This window comes from Janthinobacterium sp. GW822-FHT07H10, assembly GCF_058798675.1.
Map to the genome: position 1 here is coordinate 247,665 of NZ_JBXAKS010000001.1, position 17,123 is coordinate 264,787.

The 17,123-nt window shown below is 64.3% G+C and carries 17 protein-coding genes; 12 read left to right on the top strand and 5 right to left on the bottom strand.

Features of this window, described 5'->3' with window-relative positions; genetic code table 11:
- Nucleotides 1–30 precede the first annotated feature (30 nt).
- The 8 genes from pyk to AC1RDJ_RS01185 all read left to right on the top strand — a co-directional run bounded on the left by pyk (nt 31) and on the right by AC1RDJ_RS01185 (nt 8,809).
- A complete protein-coding gene (pyk, locus tag AC1RDJ_RS01150; protein WP_071321849.1) occupies nt 31–1,485 on the top strand; it encodes a pyruvate kinase in 1,455 nt (484 codons plus the stop codon).
- Between the two features lie 72 nt (nt 1,486–1,557).
- A complete protein-coding gene (gene fba / locus AC1RDJ_RS01155; protein ID WP_010401625.1) occupies nt 1,558–2,622 on the top strand; it encodes a class II fructose-bisphosphate aldolase in 1,065 nt (354 codons plus the stop codon).
- A 118-nt stretch (nt 2,623–2,740) separates the two neighbouring features.
- Nucleotides 2,741–3,634: a phosphoribosylaminoimidazolesuccinocarboxamide synthase gene (locus tag AC1RDJ_RS01160; RefSeq protein ID WP_493026277.1), complete on the top strand. Its 894-nt coding sequence runs from the start codon at nt 2,741–2,743 to the stop codon at nt 3,632–3,634.
- Between the two features lies 1 nt (nt 3,635).
- On the top strand, nt 3,636–4,136 hold the full coding sequence (gene purE / locus AC1RDJ_RS01165; RefSeq protein ID WP_289884651.1) for a 5-(carboxyamino)imidazole ribonucleotide mutase: 501 nt from the start codon (nt 3,636–3,638) through the stop codon (nt 4,134–4,136).
- A 15-nt stretch (nt 4,137–4,151) separates the two neighbouring features.
- Complete coding sequence (locus tag AC1RDJ_RS01170; protein ID WP_493026278.1) at nt 4,152–5,360, top strand: 5-(carboxyamino)imidazole ribonucleotide synthase; 1,209 nt, start codon at nt 4,152–4,154, stop codon at nt 5,358–5,360.
- Complete coding sequence (locus tag AC1RDJ_RS01175; RefSeq protein WP_493026279.1) at nt 5,357–6,391, top strand: L-threonylcarbamoyladenylate synthase; 1,035 nt, start codon at nt 5,357–5,359, stop codon at nt 6,389–6,391. Before AC1RDJ_RS01170 ends, AC1RDJ_RS01175 begins: the two co-directional genes overlap by 4 nt.
- Nucleotides 6,392–6,631: 240 nt before the next feature.
- Complete coding sequence (locus AC1RDJ_RS01180) at nt 6,632–8,023, top strand: SGNH/GDSL hydrolase family protein (RefSeq protein WP_071321853.1); 1,392 nt, start codon at nt 6,632–6,634, stop codon at nt 8,021–8,023.
- Nucleotides 8,024–8,122: 99 nt separating this feature from the next.
- Entirely contained in the window at nt 8,123–8,809 is a 687-nt protein-coding gene (locus AC1RDJ_RS01185) for an OmpW/AlkL family protein (RefSeq protein WP_071321854.1), read from the top strand.
- Between the two features lie 39 nt (nt 8,810–8,848).
- Here AC1RDJ_RS01185 and AC1RDJ_RS01190 read toward each other — a convergent pair whose 3' ends face one another.
- Nucleotides 8,849–9,355 (bottom strand): flavin reductase family protein, encoded by a 507-nt coding sequence (locus AC1RDJ_RS01190; RefSeq protein WP_071321855.1) that lies wholly within the window; start codon nt 9,353–9,355, stop codon nt 8,849–8,851.
- 211 nt (nt 9,356–9,566) lie between these two features.
- Between AC1RDJ_RS01190 and msrA the strand changes: the two genes are divergently transcribed.
- Complete coding sequence (msrA, locus tag AC1RDJ_RS01195; RefSeq protein WP_071321856.1) at nt 9,567–10,100, top strand: peptide-methionine (S)-S-oxide reductase MsrA; 534 nt, start codon at nt 9,567–9,569, stop codon at nt 10,098–10,100.
- Nucleotides 10,101–10,140: 40 nt separating this feature from the next.
- Here the strand turns inward: msrA and AC1RDJ_RS01200 are convergent, their stop codons facing one another.
- Nucleotides 10,141–11,382: an SAM-dependent methyltransferase gene (locus AC1RDJ_RS01200; protein WP_071326186.1), complete on the bottom strand. Its 1,242-nt coding sequence runs from the start codon at nt 11,380–11,382 to the stop codon at nt 10,141–10,143.
- Nucleotides 11,383–11,493: 111 nt separating this feature from the next.
- Nucleotides 11,494–12,708, bottom strand: a complete 1,215-nt coding sequence (gene pdxH, locus AC1RDJ_RS01205; RefSeq protein ID WP_493026280.1) for a pyridoxamine 5'-phosphate oxidase — start codon at nt 12,706–12,708, stop codon at nt 11,494–11,496.
- 112 nt (nt 12,709–12,820) lie between these two features.
- On the opposite strand from pdxH, the gene tcdA reads away from it, so the two are divergent.
- Complete coding sequence (tcdA, locus tag AC1RDJ_RS01210; RefSeq protein WP_071321858.1) at nt 12,821–13,663, top strand: tRNA cyclic N6-threonylcarbamoyladenosine(37) synthase TcdA; 843 nt, start codon at nt 12,821–12,823, stop codon at nt 13,661–13,663.
- Here tcdA and thpR read toward each other — a convergent pair.
- Nucleotides 13,660–14,178, bottom strand: coding sequence for an RNA 2',3'-cyclic phosphodiesterase (gene thpR, locus AC1RDJ_RS01215; protein ID WP_493026281.1), 519 nt, complete (start codon nt 14,176–14,178; stop codon nt 13,660–13,662). The two genes, tcdA and thpR, sit on opposite strands and share 4 nt — an antisense overlap.
- Before the next feature lie 94 nt (nt 14,179–14,272).
- Here thpR and AC1RDJ_RS01220 point away from each other — a divergent pair, with 94 nt between their 5' ends.
- Together AC1RDJ_RS01220 and cysK are read left to right on the top strand one after the other, a co-directional pair.
- Entirely contained in the window at nt 14,273–14,737 is a 465-nt protein-coding gene (locus AC1RDJ_RS01220; protein ID WP_071321860.1) for an FKBP-type peptidyl-prolyl cis-trans isomerase, read from the top strand.
- A gap of 84 nt (nt 14,738–14,821) precedes the next feature.
- Nucleotides 14,822–15,754 carry a cysteine synthase A gene (cysK, locus tag AC1RDJ_RS01225; RefSeq protein WP_071321861.1) on the top strand — a complete coding sequence of 311 codons (933 nt, stop codon included), beginning with the start codon at nt 14,822–14,824 and terminating at the stop codon, nt 15,752–15,754.
- Here cysK and AC1RDJ_RS01230 read toward each other — a convergent pair.
- Nucleotides 15,715–17,031, bottom strand: coding sequence for an SGNH/GDSL hydrolase family protein (locus AC1RDJ_RS01230; protein WP_493026282.1), 1,317 nt, complete (start codon nt 17,029–17,031; stop codon nt 15,715–15,717). The genes cysK and AC1RDJ_RS01230 overlap by 40 nt on opposite strands.
- Nucleotides 17,032–17,123: the final 92 nt, after the last annotated feature.

The following is a 17,123-nucleotide window of genomic DNA, read 5'->3' on the forward strand; positions in this document are numbered from 1 at the left end:
GATCACCTTCGCTCGCGCACAAGGAATCCTATGCCACGTGGTACAAAAATCGTAGCAACAATCGGCCCCGCCTCTACCGACTTCGACATCCTGGTGAAGATGATACGGGCGGGCGTCGACGTGGTGCGTTTGAATTTTTCCCACGGCAAGGCGCAGGACCATATCGACCGCGCGGCGCTGGTGCGGCTGGCGGCGGCCGAGTGCGGCCGCGAAGTGGCCATCATGGCCGACATGCAAGGGCCGAAGATTCGTGTCGGCAAGTTTGAAAACACGCGCATCGCGCTCGAGCCGGGTGAGCGCTTCATCCTCGACGCCAAGTGGGGCGAGAATGGCGAGCTGGGCAACCAGGAACGCGTGGGCCTCGATTACAAGGCCCTGCCGCGCGACCTGCACAAGGGCGACGTGCTGCTGCTGAACGACGGCCTCATCGTGCTGATCGTCGAGCGCATCCACGGCAGCGAAATCCACACCACCGTCAAGATTGGCGGCGAGCTGTCGAACAACAAGGGCATCAACCGCCAGGGCGGCGGCTTGTCCGCGCCGGCCCTGACGGCGAAGGATATGGAAGATATCAAGACGGCCATGAGTTTCCAGGCCGACTATCTGGCCATTTCCTTCCCGAAATGCGCGACCGATATGGAAATGGCGCGCCAGCTGGCCAATATCGCGGGCGAACCGTACCACCACAAGCCGATGATGATCGCCAAGATCGAGCGCGCGGAAGCCATTCCTGCGCTGCAGGAAATCCTCGACGCGTCCGACGGCATCATGGTGGCGCGCGGCGACCTGGCGGTCGAGGTGGGCAACGCGGCCGTGCCGGCCCTGCAAAAGCGCATGATCAAGATGGCGCGCGCCTCGAACAAGCTGGCGATCACGGCCACGCAGATGATGGAATCGATGATCGTCAACGCCGTGCCGACGCGCGCCGAAGTGTCGGACGTGGCCAATGCCGTGCTCGACGGCACGGATGCCGTGATGACGTCGGCCGAGACGGCCTCGGGCAAGTACCCGATCGAGACGGTGGAAATGATGGCCGCCATCTGCATCGAGGCGGAACAGTCCGAATACAACAAGCTCGATGCCGATTTCCTCAACGTCACGTTTACCCGCATCGACCAGTCGATCGCGTATGGCGCCCTGTTTACGGCCCACCATTTGCGCGTGAAAGCCATCGTGGCCCTGACGGAATCCGGTTCCACGGCCTTGTGGATGAGCCGCCACAGCATCGACACGCCGATCTACGCGCTCACGCCCAGCGTCACGACTTTGCGCAAAGCGGCGCTGTACCGCAATGTACGGGCGTATCATCTGATGCAGAACGCCCCCAGCGCGCAGGTGCTGAAGCAGGCGGAAGAGCTGTTGGTGGCGCAGGGCATCGTGCGCAAGGGCGACATGATCGTCGTGACCTGGGGCGAGCCCATGGGGCAGGTGGGCGGTACCAACGCGCTTAAAATCGTCAAGGTCGGCGAGTTTGACCTGACGTAAGCATTCAGGCGCCGGCGCGGTGATCGACCGCGAAGCGCCGCAACGGTTTCTATTGTTATCTGGAGTATTACCATGTCTCTCGTATCCATGCGTCAACTGCTGGACCATGCCGCCGAAAACGGCTATGGCATTCCTGCTTTCAACGTCAATAACCTGGAGCAAGTGCAAGCCATCATGGCCGCCGCCGATGCCCTGAACTCGCCGGTGATCATGCAGGCGTCCGCCGGCGCCCGCAAATACGCGGGCGAAGCCTTCCTGCGCCACCTGATCGACGCGGCCGTCGAAGCGTACCCGCACATTCCCGTCGTCATGCACCAGGATCACGGCCAGTCGCCGGCCGTCTGCATGGCCGCCATCCGCTCGGGCTTCACGTCCGTGATGATGGACGGTTCGCTGGAAGCGGACGGCAAGTCGGTGGCTTCCTACGAATACAACGTGGAAGTGTCGCGCGAAGTAGTGAAGTTCTCGCACGCCATCGGCGTGACGGTGGAAGCGGAACTGGGCGTGCTCGGTTCGCTGGAAACCATGAAGGGTGACAAGGAAGACGGCCACGGCGCCGACGGCACCATGACCCGCGAGCAACTGCTGACGGACGTGGCGCAAGCTGCCGACTTCGTGCAGCGTACCCAGTGCGACGCCCTGGCCATCGCCATCGGCACCTCGCACGGCGCCTACAAGTTTACGCGCAAGCCGACGGGCGACATCCTGGCCATCGACCGCATCAAGGAAATCCACGCGCGCATCCCGAACACCCACCTGGTGATGCACGGCTCGTCGTCGGTGCCGCAGGAATTGCTGGCCATCATCCGCGAATTCGGCGGTGACATGAAGGAAACCTACGGCGTGCCGGTGGAAGAAATCCAGGAAGGCATCCGTCACGGCGTGCGCAAGATCAACATCGACACCGACATCCGCCTGGCGATGACGGCCGCGATCCGCAAATACCTGTTTGAAAATCCATCGAAATTCGACCCGCGCGACTTCCTGAAGCCGGCCCGCACCGCTGCCGAGCAGATCGTGCGCGCCCGCATGCAGGCGTTCGGCTGCGAAGGCCAGGCGTCGAAAATCAAGGTCATCACGATGGAAAAAATGGCCGAGCGCTACAAGGCCGGCGAGCTGTCGCAAATTGTGAAGTAAAATTCTGTCTGGAACGGGCAGCAGGCATACGCAGATAGCGTATCCTGGTGCCCGATTTTCTCGACCGGCGGGCGTCCCCTGCCTGCCGGTTTCGTTTCATCACATCATTCCCTCCGCTATGAACAGCCTCTATCAGACTTCCATCCAATCCCTGCCACTGCTGGGCCACGGCAAGGTCCGCGACAACTATGCCGTCGGCGACGACAAGATCCTGATCGTCACCACCGACCGCCTGTCGGCCTTCGATGTCGTCATGAACGAACCGATTCCCGGCAAGGGCAAGGTCCTCAACCAGATGAGCGACTTCTGGTTCGAGAAACTGGGCCGCATCGTGCCGAATCACTTGACCGGCGTGGCGCCGGAGTCCGTGGTGGCGCCCGAGGAAGTGGAGCAGGTGCGGGGCCGCGCCGTCGTCGCCAAGCGTTTGAAGCCCATCATGGTCGAGGCGGTCGTGCGCGGCTACATCATCGGTTCGGGCTGGAAGGATTACCAGGATACGGGCAGCATCTGCGGCATCGAATTGCCAGCCGGCCTGCAACAGGCGCAAAAGCTGCCGGAACCGATCTTCACGCCGGCCGCCAAGGCCGAGCTGGGCGAGCATGATGAAAACATCAGCTTTGCGGACATGGAACAGCGCATCGGCGCGGAACTGGCCGCCAAGATGCGCGACGTGGCCATTGCCCTGTACAAGGCCGCCGCCGACTACGCCGCCACGCGCGGCATCATCATCGCCGACACCAAGTTCGAATTCGGCCTGGACGACAATGGCGTCATGCATCTGATGGATGAAGTGCTGACGGCCGATTCGTCGCGCTTCTGGCCGGCGGATTCGTACCAGCCTGGCATCTCGCCACCGTCGTTCGACAAGCAATTCGTGCGCGACTACCTGGAAACATTGACGTGGGGCAAAACCGCACCGGCGCCTGCGCTGCCGGCCGACGTCATCGAAAAAACCCAGGCCAAGTATTTCGAAGCCATCGAACGCCTGACGGGCGAGAAGCTGAAGGCCTGAGATGACTGAGCAGAATAAGCCGCTGGTCGGCGTCATCATGGGCTCGTCCTCGGATTGGGACGTGATGCAGAATGCAGTTTCCATCCTGAAACAGTTTGGCGTGCCATTCGAGGCGCAAGTCATTTCCGCGCACCGCATGCCCGACGAAATGTTTGCCTACGCGAAAAGCGCGCGCGCGCGCGGCTTGCGCGCCATCATCGCCGGCGCCGGCGGCGCGGCCCACCTGCCTGGCATGGTGGCCGCGATGACCATCGTGCCGGTGCTGGGCGTGCCCGTGCCGTCGAAATACCTGCGCGGCGAAGATTCCATGCTGTCGATCCTGCAAATGCCCAAGGGCGTGCCGGTGTCGACCTTCGCCATCGGCGAAGCGGGCGCGGCGAATGCGGCGCTGACGGCGGTGGCGATGCTTGCCGCCACCGACGACGCCCTGGCCGACCAGCTCGAGGCGTTCCGCGTCACGCAAACGGCCGCCGCCAAGGCCATGGTATTGCCGCTAGACTAATGTGCTTGAAAAATAATGAATAGTAAATTGACTTCCCCATTGTTGCCCTCCGCCAATCCACCGGCGTGGCTGGGCGTGATGGGCGGCGGCCAGCTCGGCCGCATGTTTGCCCAGGCCGCCCAGAGCATGGGCTATCAGGTTGCAGTTCTTGAACCTGTGCTGGAGCCGGCCGCCAGCTGCCCTGCGGGGCAGGTGGCGCAGCGCCTGATCAACGCCGGCTACGACGACCTTGACGGCCTCGACGCCTTGGCCGCCCAGTGCCTGGCCGTCACCACGGAATTCGAAAACGTGCCGGCCGACAGCCTGTCGCGCCTGGCCGGCCACGTGTTCGTGGCGCCCAATGCGCATGGCGTGTCGGTAGCGCAAGACCGCATCGCCGAAAAGCGTTTCTTTGTCGACTGCGCGCAGACATCGGGCGTGCTGCCGGCGCCGCACATGGTCATCGCCACGCAGCTTGACATCGACGGCATAGTCGACGACTTGCTGCCGGGCATACTGAAAACCGTGCGCATGGGCTATGACGGCAAGGGCCAGTACCGCGTGCGCACGCGCGACGAGGTGCGTGCCGCTTTCGAGGAAATGGGCCAGGTGACTTGCCTGTTGGAAAAAATGTTGCCGCTGGCCTACGAAGTGTCGGTGCTGACGGCGCGCGGCGCGGATGGCCAGTCGGTCGTGTATCCGATCGCCGAAAACGTGCACCGCGACGGCGTGCTGTTTACCACCACCGTGCCGGGCCCGAACGTGTCCGCCGACAGCGCCGCCAGGGCGCAGCGGGCGGCGCAAGCCATGGTCGCCGAGCTCGGCTATGTTGGCGTGCTGTGCATCGAATTTTTTGTCTTGACCGACGGCAGCCTGGTGGTCAATGAAATGGCGCCGCGTCCGCATAACAGCGGCCACTACACGATGGATGCCTGCGTCACCAGCCAGTTCGCGCAACAGGTGCGGGCCATGGCGCGCTTGCCGCTGGGCGACGTGCGCCAGCATTCGCCGGCCGTGATGCTCAACATCCTCGGCGATGCCTGGTTTGCCGACGGCAGCGATGTCGCCTGCGAGCCGGCCTGGGAGCGCATCCTGGCCCTGCCGGGCGCCTGCCTGCACCTGTACGGCAAGGACGATCCGCGCCGTGGACGCAAGATGGGCCATCTGACCCTGGTGGCTGCCAGCCTGCCGGAAGCGCAGCAGCGCCTGCGCGACGCTTGCCTGATCCTGGGAATCGCGCCGTGAGCGTGCCCGAACAGAATCTGGACCAGGCCGCCATCGCGGCGGCGGCCGCCGTGCTGGAAGCGGGCGGTCTCGTCGCGTTCCCGACAGAAACCGTGTACGGCCTGGGCGCCGACGCGGAAAATCCGGCCGCCGTGGCGCGCATCTATGAAGCCAAGGGCCGGCCTTCCGACCACCCGGTGATCGTGCACGTGGCGCCGGACGCCGATCTGGCGCACTGGTCCGATGATATCCCGCAAGAAGCGCAGCAACTGGTGGCCGCCTTCTGGCCCGGTCCGCTGACCCTGATCCTCAAGCGCGCCGCGCACATTCCCGACGCCGTCTCCGGCGGCCAGGATACGGTGGGCTTGCGCTGTCCGTCGCACCCGGTGGCTATCGCATTGCTAGGCACGTTCAAGGGCGGCAAGGGGGGCCTGGCGGCGCCGTCGGCGAACAAGTTCGGCAATGTCAGCCCGACCACGGCACAGCACGTGCGCGACGAATTCGATGCGGAACTGGACAGCGGCTTGCTGGGCGCGGTGCTCGATGGCGGGCAGAGCGACGTCGGCATCGAGTCGACCATCGTCGACCTGTCGCGCCTGGCCACGCATGGCCCCGTGTTGTTGCGTCCTGGCCATATCAGCAGCGAGCAGATCGCCGCCGTCATTGGCCGCGCGCCGGCCATGGCCGATGCGGCCGCGCCGCGCGCATCGGGCACGCTGGAATCGCATTACGCGCCACACACGCCTGTTGCGATGCAGCACAGCGATGAACTGGGCGAGACGCTGAACCGCTTGCTCAACGACGAGCGCCGCGTAGCCCTGATCCATTATTCGGACATGCCGCCGGCCAGCGCCAGCGTGCGCCTGGAAGCGGACCCGCACAGCTATGCGCATGCGCTGTACGCCTCGCTGCGCACGATGGACCAGGTCGGTGCCGAGCTGATCCTGGTGGAAGCGCCGCCGACCGGCCCCGAGTGGCTGGGCATCAATGACCGTTTGCGGCGTGCCGCGTTCGGCTCAAGTGGTATCTTGCAGCAATTTCTATCAGCCTGACAAAAGCCCCGCAAGGGGCTTTTTCTTGATGCAGCGCAATAGAGATGCTTGCCACGAAACATCTTAAATCCTCCATAATCCAGACATCCGTTCCACTGCGGCCGGGTGTCGCGCTGTTGTTATTTCGTTGATTTTTAAAACATATTTTCTATACAAGCCTGAGGAACGATGGCATATTAGTTGGGTAGCGAATAGCACGCCCGTTCGTTTAGAAACCAGAAAAAAGACCGAGGAGACAAAATGCATCAAACCAAATTCGCGCTGGCCGTGCTGGCAGCGGCTGTCCTGGCAGGTTGCGGCGGCGCCAGTGGCGGTGATCAAGCCTTGAAAGTCAAATATACGGCGCAGGTGTCATTCGGCGACAGCCTGTCCGACGTGGGGTCGTACGCCGTCGGCACCGTGGCCAAGCTCGGTGGCGGCAAGTTCACCATCAATGGCGACAATACCAAGATCAATCCTGAACTGACGGGCAAGAACTGGACCGAGCACCTGGCCGCCCAATTTGGCCTGGCCGCGCCATGCGCCGCCGAAACGGGACTGGAAGGCGATGCCGCGCAAGGCCTGGCTGTCGCCCGCGTCAAGCATGCGGGCTGCTTTGGCTACGCCATGGGCGGCTCGCGCGTGACCAATCCGGTCGGCCCGAACAACAAGCTGACGGGCAGCGCGCTGGGCGCGCTGACGGTGCCGGTGGTGACGCAGATCGCCAATCACCTGGCCGTTTCCGGCGGCAAGTTCAGCGGCACGGAAGCCGTCTTCGTAATGGCTGGCGGCAATGACGTGCTGTACCAGCTCGGTGCACTGCAGGCCGGCGCGACGGCGGCTGGCACGAAGGCTGGCGCGGATGCGGGCGCCAAGGCATTCGCCACCAATCTGACCCTGGCCCTGGCCGCCGGCGCCACCAACCCCGCCACGGCGGCGGCGTCGATCGGTGCTGCCGTCCAGACCGCCAGCACGGCGCCGGGCGCCACGCCGACAACGATCGTGGCCGCTGCCGTGCAGGCTGCTGTGATTGCCGGCAATACGGCGGTAGCTGCGCCAGCCGTCTATGGCCCGCTGGTCGCCAAGGCGCAAGCCGATGCGACGGTGACGGGCAATGCCGCCGGCGCCAAGGCCGGTGCCGACTACGCTGCGGCCCAAGGCCCGGCGCTGGTTGCTTCCATGGCGCTGGCAGGCAAGGAGCTGGTGGCGCTGGTCAAGGACCAGGTCATCGCCAAGGGCGCCAACTATGTGGTGGTCAACAATCTGCCGGACGTGGCCGGCACGCCATCGGGCTTGAGCAAGGATGCCAATACCAAGGCACTCATCAACGCCATGGTCAGCGCCTATAACAGCGAACTGAGCACTGGCTTGAATGGCAATGCGAAAGTCTTGCTGGTCGACGTGTTTGCCGTCAGCCATGACCAGGGCGTCAATCCCGGCCCGTATGGCTTGACCAACGTCAGCGAGACGGCGTGCGACCTGACGCCGGCGAAGAACGTACTGGGCAGCTCGCTGGTATGCAATGGCACGAACCTGAAATCGGGTGACGTCAGCCACTATGCGTATGCCGACGATGTGCATCCTACGCCGTTCAACAACCTGTTGCTGGCCCGCTTCGTGGCCAAGGAAATGGTCGTGCGCGGTTGGCTGTAAGGGAAGGCCGCGCCGGCCATGCCTTCGGGGCAGGGCCGGCGCCGGCAGCGACAAGACTCGATAGCGGAACACTCCGCACATAATGAATCAGGAGACAAGATGAAGAATCGTTTGAATACCGCTGTACGCGTGCTGGCCGCCGCTGCCGCGATGGTCGTGGCGACGGGCGCTTCGGCGCAAAGCGCAGGCACCTGGATGGCCAAGGTTGGCCTCAACAAGATCACGCCGCATGTGGACAGTGGCGACGTGTCAGCGCCAGCCTTGCCGGGCACCAAGGCCGACGTCAAGTCGGATACCAAGCCCATCCTGACGTTTGCCTACATGATCACAGACAATATTTCCGCTGAAATGATCCTCGGCGTGCCATACAAGCATGAACTGGTCGGTGACGGCGCCATCAAGGGCACGGGCAAGCTGGGGACGGCGGAAGCCTTGCCGCCAACGGCGTTCGTCCAGTACCGTTTCTTCCAGCCCAATGCGATGATCCGCCCTTACGTGGGCGCGGGCCTGACGTATGCCTATTTTCAGAAGGAAAAAGGTTCGGGACAGCTGACGGCCTTGCTGGATCCGGGTGGCAAGCCAGTCACCTACCGCATGGATAACAAGCTGGCCGGCAGCCTGGTGGTCGGCAGCACGCTGGCCCTTAACGAGCGCTGGTTTGCCGACGTGGCCGTGGTCAAGACCTTCCTGAAAACCAAGGCGAAATTCTCGACGGGGCAGACGCAGGACATCAAGCTCGACCCGCTCGCCGTGAGCGTCAGCATCGGGTATAACTTTACCCTGTAATGCAAAAAATCCGCTTCGGCGGATTTTTTTTTGTCCCGCTCAGGCTGGCGGCGTATTGAACTTTCCATTGTGGAAGATCAAGGGCGCCTGCGCGGCAAACGCGCATTGTTCCACTTCGCCCACGAAAATGACGTGGTCGCCTTCCGGATAGCGGCTGCGGTTGTGGCACTCGAACCAGGCCGACGCCCCTTTCAGGATGGGCTGGCCCGTGCGCGACAGTTCGTACTCGACGTCGTCGAACGGGTTTGGCGTGCGGCGTGAAAAGCGCTGCGCCAGTTCCGCCTGGTCGGCGCCCAGCACATTGATGACGTAATGCGAATTGCCGCTGAAGATGGGCATGCTGTTCGCCACGGAACCGAGGCTCCACAGCACCAGCGGCGGTGACAGCGAGACGGAATTGAAGGAGCTGGCCGTCAATCCACGGAAGCTGCCATCGGCCAGGCGCGTGGTGATCACCGTCACGCCCGTCGCAAACTGCGAAAGTGCTTGGCGGAAATGGGTCGTATCGAATTCTTGCGCTGGCGCGCGGGGAGAGCGTGTGTTCATGGGAAACCTGTCTATTTGCTGACATTATGCCAAAAATCGGCCATGCCAGCGCAATCCTGGCCGGCATGCCCCTATGTGCGGTGGGCCACGCGCCGTTTCAAGCGGCGCTGCAAGCCATGGCGCTTTGCGTTACAGTGGTGGAAGAGACAAGTATTTCCTGTCTTTCAAGGGCCGGCACCGGTCCGGGATCGCATCGACGGGGGAGAGCATCATGGATGGACAGACGGAAGTCGCGGTACTCGGCGGCGGCTGCTTTTGGTGCCTGGCCGCCGTGTACCTGGAAGCGCGCGGCGTGACGCGCGTCGAGTCCGGCTACACGGGCGGCAGCGTGCCGGCGCCCACGTACGAGCAGATTTGCACGGGCCAGACGGGACACGCGGAGGTGGTGCGGCTGGAATTCGATCCGGCCATCATCAGCTACCATGACTTGCTGGAAATATTCTTTACGCTGCACGACCCCACCACCCTGAATCGCCAGGGCAATGATGTCGGGACGCAATATCGCTCCGTCATCTATTACCAGTCGGCCGGGCAGGAAAAGGTGGCGCGCAAGGTCATCGCCGAGATGGCCGGCGTGTGGGATGCGCCCATCGTCACGGAACTGGCGCCCGCACAGGCGTATTACCCGGCCGAGGATTATCACCAGAATTACTTCGAGCAACATCCCCTGCAGGGGTATTGCGCTTTCGTGGTGGCGCCCAAGGTGGCGAAATTTCGCGCCATGTATGCGAACCGCCTGAAGTGAGGCGTGCGCGGGACGCCGGCCCGGGCAGCCGGCTGGCTGCTCAGCCCGCCAGCACGGGCGCTGGCGCCGGCAGGTGCGCCGCCTCATACATGTAATTGCGCGACCACGGCAGGGTCGAGGAACGCCGGCCCGCCTTCACGCAGACGATCTGGTACAGGCTGATCAGGTCTTGCTCGAAGGCATATGCGCAGCCGGCCAGGTAGACGTGCCAGATGCGGAAGCGCCGCTCGCCCGCCAGGGGACGGATCTGCTCGGCGTGGGCTTCGAAATTTTCCGTCCACAGGGCGCAGGTGCGCGCATAGTGGCGGCGCAGGTTTTCCACGTCCAGCACTTCCAGCCCCCCCTGCTGCATGGTCTTGAGCACATTGCCGATGTGCGCCAGTTCGCCGTGCGGAAACACATATTTCTCGATGAATTCGCCGCCGCCGTACGGCGTTTCGCCATTGTCCGGGTCGGTCGAGGTGATGCCGTGGTTCATCGCCATGCCGTCGGGCGCCAGCAGTTTGTTGATGATGGAAAAATAGTCGGGCAAGTGTTTCAGGCCCACGTGCTCGAACATGCCCACGCTGGTGATGCGGTCGAACTGGCCCGTCACATCGCGGTAGTCTTGCAGGCGGATCTCGACCAGGTGCGCCAGGCCGGCCGCCGCCACGCGCTCGCGCGCCAGCGCATACTGGTTTTCCGACAGGGTCACGCCGACGCAACGGGCGCCGTATTGCTGTGCTGCACGGATGACCAGCGCTCCCCAGCCGCAGCCGATGTCGAGCAGGGTCTGGCCCGGCTGCAGCTGGATTTTCTTCAGGATATGGTCGATCTTCTTCACCTGCGCCTGGGCCAGGGTTTCATCGCCGTTTTCAAAGTAGGCGCAGGAATACACGAGGGCGGGGTCGAGAAACTGTTCGTAGAACGCATTCGACACGTCGTAGTGATAGCGGATGGCCTCGGCATCCTTGCTCTTGTCATGCGTAAAGCTGCGCACGATGCGGGCCAGCTTGCCTTCGGGCTTGAGCGTGTTGCGCGCCAGCGCGTTGCAGATGGCGATCATGTCCATGGCCGTGCCCTTGACCTCGATATTGCCTTCCACATAGGCCGAACCGAGGTTGGCCAGCGATGGATTGAGCAGATAGCGGGCCGAGGCGGCTGTCGGCAGGCGGATGGTGACTCTGGGCGCTTCGCTCGACAGGTCGACATGCTGGCCGTTCCACAGTTCTATGCGCAGGGGCAAGGCGGTCTTGCTGCGGATACCGGCAATCCAGGACTTGAGTTGGTTTTGTACAAACAAAATGGCCTCCAATGAAGCGGCCGCTGGCGGCCGCAAATTGAGCAACAATGTTATTTAACCTCTATCCCTCATAGCCTACACCTATATTGTCGAGCTTGCTTTGCGGCGCGCTCAGGGTTGTAATCGTTGCAAGCTCCATTGCCCGTCGGCGCCGCGCGTAAACACGATGCGGTCGTGGAAGCGCGAGCGGCGGCCTTGCCAGAACTCGATGCGTTCCGGCTGCAAGCGGTAGCCGCCCCAGTGGGCCGGACGTGGCGGCTGCGCCTCGCCGATGGCGGCGGCCACGGCTTCGTAATTCGCTTCCAGCGCGGCGCGGTCGGCGATCGGTGCGCTCTGTTGCGAGGCGATGGCCGACAAGCGGCTTTGCAGTGGGCGCACATTGAAATACTCGTCGCTTTCGGCGGCCGAGGTTTTCACCACCGTGCCTTCGATGCGCACCTGGCGCTCCAGCTCGCGCCAGAAGAACAGCAGGGCCGCATGCGGGTTGTGCTCGAGCTGCTGGCCCTTGTCGCTGGCGTAATTCGTGTACCAGGTAAAGCCGCGCTCGTCGAACTGCTTGATCAGCACGATGCGCGAACTGGGCTTGCCGTCAGCATTGACGGTGGCCAAGTCCATGGCGTTCGGCTCGATCACCTGGGCCTGGACAGCTTCGTCAAACCATTTCCGGAATTGCGCGATGGGGTCGGCCAGCACGTCCGTCTCGCTCAGGCTGGACTGGACATAATCGGTGCGCATGGCGGTCAGGGCGGCGCTTGGCCCGGGCCGTGCCGGCGCCGCCGCTGCGGGGGCATCGGGCGCGATGCCGCGGCGGCGCTGCATGGCCGTGCCCAGCTGTTCCATCTGCTGCGCGCTGAACAGGCGCTTGGCCATGGGCGCCAGCTGGCCCTCTTCCTTGCTCATGTGCGCCTGGTAGGCGGCCGCGTAATCGTGCACGCCGGCGGCGGACAGCTGCGTGCCCGTGCCGGCCGCGATGGCGTCGAGCGCCGGGCGCAAGGTCAGCCAGGCCTGGTCCATGCGCTGGTGGTCGGCCAGGATGTCCGGCACCAGGGTGGCCAGCAGCGCGGCGTCGTCGCCCGTGGCGGTCGCTTGCAGCATCGGCATCAGGTCTTGCTCTTCATCGTCATGGTGCAGATGGGCGGCTTTATTGAAGTATTGCAACACGGCCCTGGCCGCCTGCTGCGCCTCCGCCGTATTGCCATGCTGTGCCAGGTGGCCCGGCAGGTTTTGCAGGGTGCTCAGTTGCTTGCGGATCTTGTCGTGGCAATGCTTGAGTACGGCGATGGGCTGGTCAAAGCCGGGAACGGAGTCGAACAGGGGAGAGGTCATGGCGAGTTCTCGTGGTGGCGGTGTGGGGGCGCGGCGACAATCGGGCCTTGTCGCTGTGTCAATTCGGCTATTTTAGAATATCCGCCAGCGCAGTGTCCGTTAAAATGGCGGCATGCATACCTCCACCAATGAACTAATTTCCATGGACTTGACCGAGATCGATTTCGAGCGCCGTTTCGGCGGCATCGCCCGCCTGTATGGCGCCCCCGCACTGGCGCGCTTTCGCGCCGCCCATGTGTGTGTGATCGGCGTGGGCGGCGTCGGTTCCTGGATCGTCGAAGCGCTGGCGCGCAGCGCCATCGGCCGCCTGACCCTGATCGACCTCGACAATGTTGCCGAATCGAACATCAACCGCCAGATCCAGGCCATGAGCGACACCATCGGCAAGGCCAAGATCACGGCCCTGGCCGAGCGCATCGAGTTGATCAACCCGTGTTGCCAGGTCACGCAGATCGAGGATTTCATTGCGCCCGATAACCTCGAGCAATTGCTGGGCGGGCGCGACTTCGATTACCTGATCGACGCCATCGACAATGCCAAGGCGAAGGCGGCCGTGATCGCGTATTGCCGCGCGCGCAACATTCCCATGCTGACCATCGGCAGCGCCGGCGGTCAGACGGACCCGACCCTGATCGCCGTGCGCGACCTGTCGAAAACGGAACAGGAGCCGCTGCTCAAGCGCGTGCGCAAGCTGTTGCGCACCGAATATGGTTTCCCCCGTGGCGTGAAAAACAAGTTCAATGTCGACGCCGTGTTTTCCATGGAACCGTTGACGACGCCCGAAAGTGCGGAAGCGTGCGCCATCGACGGCACGGCCGCCGGCGTGACGGGCCTGAACTGCGCCGGCTTCGGTTCCAGCGTGGTGGTGACGGCCAGCTTCGGCATGGTGGCGGCCGCCCATGCGCTGAAAACCTTGCGCCAGGACACACTGGCCGCCGTGCCAGAGGCCGCTTAACTTAATTCCCGGCGTCCCACGATGCGGTAGTCGCCGCTGCTTTTCAGCGATTCCACCAGCACCAGTTCGCTTGCCTGCCAGGCGATGGGTGCCAGCGCGTATGCGGCCGGCGGCGGCGCCTGGCGCGCCAGGGTCACGTGCGGCGTAAAGCGGTCGTGCTCGAAGCGGGGCGCCAGTCCCTGTTCCGCCAGGCTGTGCATGCAGGCCGCGCGCAGGGCCAGCAAGGCAGGCGACGGCTGCGCCAGGGCGGCCCAGGCGAGGGCCAGGCGGGGAAAGTGGCTGACGTGATCGAATCCCAGCGGCATGGGGCGCGCCGGCAATTGCGCCAGGATGGTTTGCAGGGCCGGCAGCTCGCCGGCGGGGCGCTGTCCCAGGAAGGCCAGGGTCAGGTGCAATTTGTCGGCACGCACGGGCTTGCCTCCCAGCGGCGCCTGCCAGGCGGCCAGCGCCGCGCGCGTGGCGGCATCGGGCCACAGCGCGTAAAACAGGCGGGGAAACTGTGAATCGGGCGACAAGTTTTTCATATCGTTGCGGCGGTTTGCTATCATTGGCGTTCCCTGTCCGCAGCTGGTGCAGGGATCTCACCGAAACTCAATGAAAGAATACATCATGACGCGTAGCTCCGTTTTGTTTGCCCTGATCTGCTCCGTCGCCGCGTCGCTGGCGCAGGCACAGGCGCCAGCACCTGTTCCCGCCTCCGCCGTATCGCTGAGCCCCGGCCCTGCCGCCGACAAGCTGATCATCATCGACAACAAAGTCGGCACGGGCAAGGAAGCGATTGCCGGCAATACCGTATCCGTGCACTACACGGGCTGGCTGTACCGTCCGCTGGCGAAAGATTCGCGCGGCAAGAAATTCGACAGCTCCGTGGGCCGTGGCCCGTTTGACTTCCCGCTGGGCAAGGGCATGGTCATCAAGGGCTGGGACCAGGGCGTGGCCGGCATGAAAGTGGGCGGCAAGCGCACCCTGGTCATTCCTGGCGAACTGGCCTATGGCCCGCGCGGCGCCGGCAATGGCGAGATCCCGCCGAACTCGGCACTGATCTTCGACGTGGAATTGCTGGACGTTAAGTAATTGTTCACTTTGGCGGCGGCGCATGCTCGCGCCGCCGCCAAAAGCGGTAGACTGGGGTTTCTTGAAATAGCGGAGATTCCTTCCATGAACATCGCCAACGACGTCACTGAACTGATCGGCAACACCCCCCTGGTGCGCATCAACCGCATCGCCGCCGGCTGCCATGCCAGCATCCTGGCCAAACTCGAATTCTACAATCCCGCCCACAGCGTCAAGGACCGCATCGGCCTGTCCATGATCGTGGCGGCGGAAGCAGCGGGCAAGATCCATGCCGATACCGTCATCGTCGAGCCCACCAGCGGCAACACGGGCATCGCGCTGGCCATGGTCTGCGCCGCGCGCGGCTACCGCTGCACCCTCGTCATGCCCGACACCATGAGCCGCGAGCGGCGCATCCTGCTGCGCGCCTACGGTGCCGAGCTGGTGCTCACGCCCGGCAGCGAAGGCATGCTGGGCGCCATCCGCAAGGCCGAAGAGCTGGTGGCGGCCGACCCCCGCTATCTGATGTTGCAACAATTCAATAATCCGGCCAATCCCGCCATTCACCGCGCCACGACGGCCGAGGAAATCTGGCGCGACACGGATGGCCAGGTGGACATCGTCGTGGCCGGCGTGGGCACGGGCGGCACCATCACCGGCATCGGCGAAGTGCTGAAGGAGCGCAAGCCTGGCCTGCACGTGATCGCCGTGGAACCGGAAGCGTCGCCGATGCTGTCGAAAGGCACGAAAGGCCCGCACCCGATCCAGGGCATCGGCGCCGGTTTCGTGCCGCAGATCCTGAACACGGCCATCTACGATGAAATCATTTGCGTGAAAAACGACGATGCGTTCGCCACGGCGCGCCTGGCCGCCAGCGACGAAGGCTTGCTCGTCGGTATCTCGTCGGGCGCCGCCCTGTGGGCCGCGCTGCAAGTGGCGCGCCGTCCGGAAAATGCGGGCAAGACCATCGTCACCATCATCCCCTCGTTCGGCGAGCGCTACCTGAGCACGGCCCTGTACGCGGGATTGGGCGACTGATCTTTAAACAGCAGCGGCAGGGCTATTCCTTCCGCCAGCGTCCGGTTGCCCGCGTCGCCCGGGTGCAGGTGGTCGCCCGAGTCGTAGGCGGGCAGCAGGCGCTGCGGGTGGGCCGGATCGCGCAGCCATGCGTCGAAGTCCAGTACGGCATCGAAACTGCCGCTGTCGCGTATCCAGGCGTTCAGTTGCTGGCGCAGCGCGTCTTTTTCCGGCTGGTAATAATCGCTGAGCGGCGTGCCGGGCAGGGCGCCCTCGAACGGTGTCAGGGTGGCGCCGATCACGCGCACGCCGCGGCTGCGCGCCTGCGCCAGCAGCTGGGCATAGCCGGCCGTTAATGCTTCCAGCGTGGGACGCCGCTCCTGCCGCGCGAACGCCGTGCCGGGCCAGCTGATGTCATTGATGCCGATCAGGACGATGACCGTGCGCACGCCCGGCTGCGCCAGCACGTCGCGCTCGACTCGGGCCAGCGCATTCTCGCCCATGCCGTCGGACAACAATCTCCCACCGGAAATACCCGCATTGAGCACGGCCACGCCCTGCGGCGCCAGGCGTTCGGCCAGCACGTCGGGCCAGCGCGCATCGCCGCCCAGGCTGGCGCTGGCGCCATCGGTGATCGAATCGCCGAGGATGGCCACGGCTTGCGCGCCTGGCGCCGCTTCCACCTCGATGGCACTGAGCAGCAGGCGCGCCGTCGTGCTTTGCCCGCCGGCCTGGGCGATGTCGATGTGGGCCGCGCGCGTCTGGTCATGCGGCGCGAGCCACGCCGTCTCGCGGCCATCCCAGTGAAAGGTCGACATGGGGCTGGTCTGCGGCAGGTGGATGCTCACCGTCAGCCGCGCCAGGTCCGGCACGGCCAGATCGACGGGATCGCTGACGAGGGGGGCGCCGGGCGCGATGGTGGCTGCAGACCGGCCGGCAAAGGTGAGCGTGCGCAGGCTGTCCGGACGGATGGCCGGGCCGCTGGCCGCCAGCGCCAGCGTGGCCGCGCCGATGCGCAGCGGCGCCTTGCCATACGCATTCGACAGCACGAGGCGCACGCGCCGGCCGCCCACGCTCACGCGCGCCACCTGGCGCACGGTGTGGCCGTGCAGCACGGCGGGCACGTTGCTGGGGAAGAGGAAGTCCGGTCCCCACACGGCTTGCGGACTGGCCGTCCAGCTGGCCAGCCAGCCGGCGTCGGGACGGGGACCGGCGTGGGCGTCGGCCGCGTGGGCGGCGACGGTGTTCAGGGCCAGGGCCAGCAGGGCGGTGGCGGGGAGGGCATGCAATGGTTTCATGGTGTCGTGCTCCATCAAGGGGATGCGCCATGATGCCGCTCCCGCCATTTATGCACTAGACTGTGTTAACGAAGAACATTTATGAGCTGAAT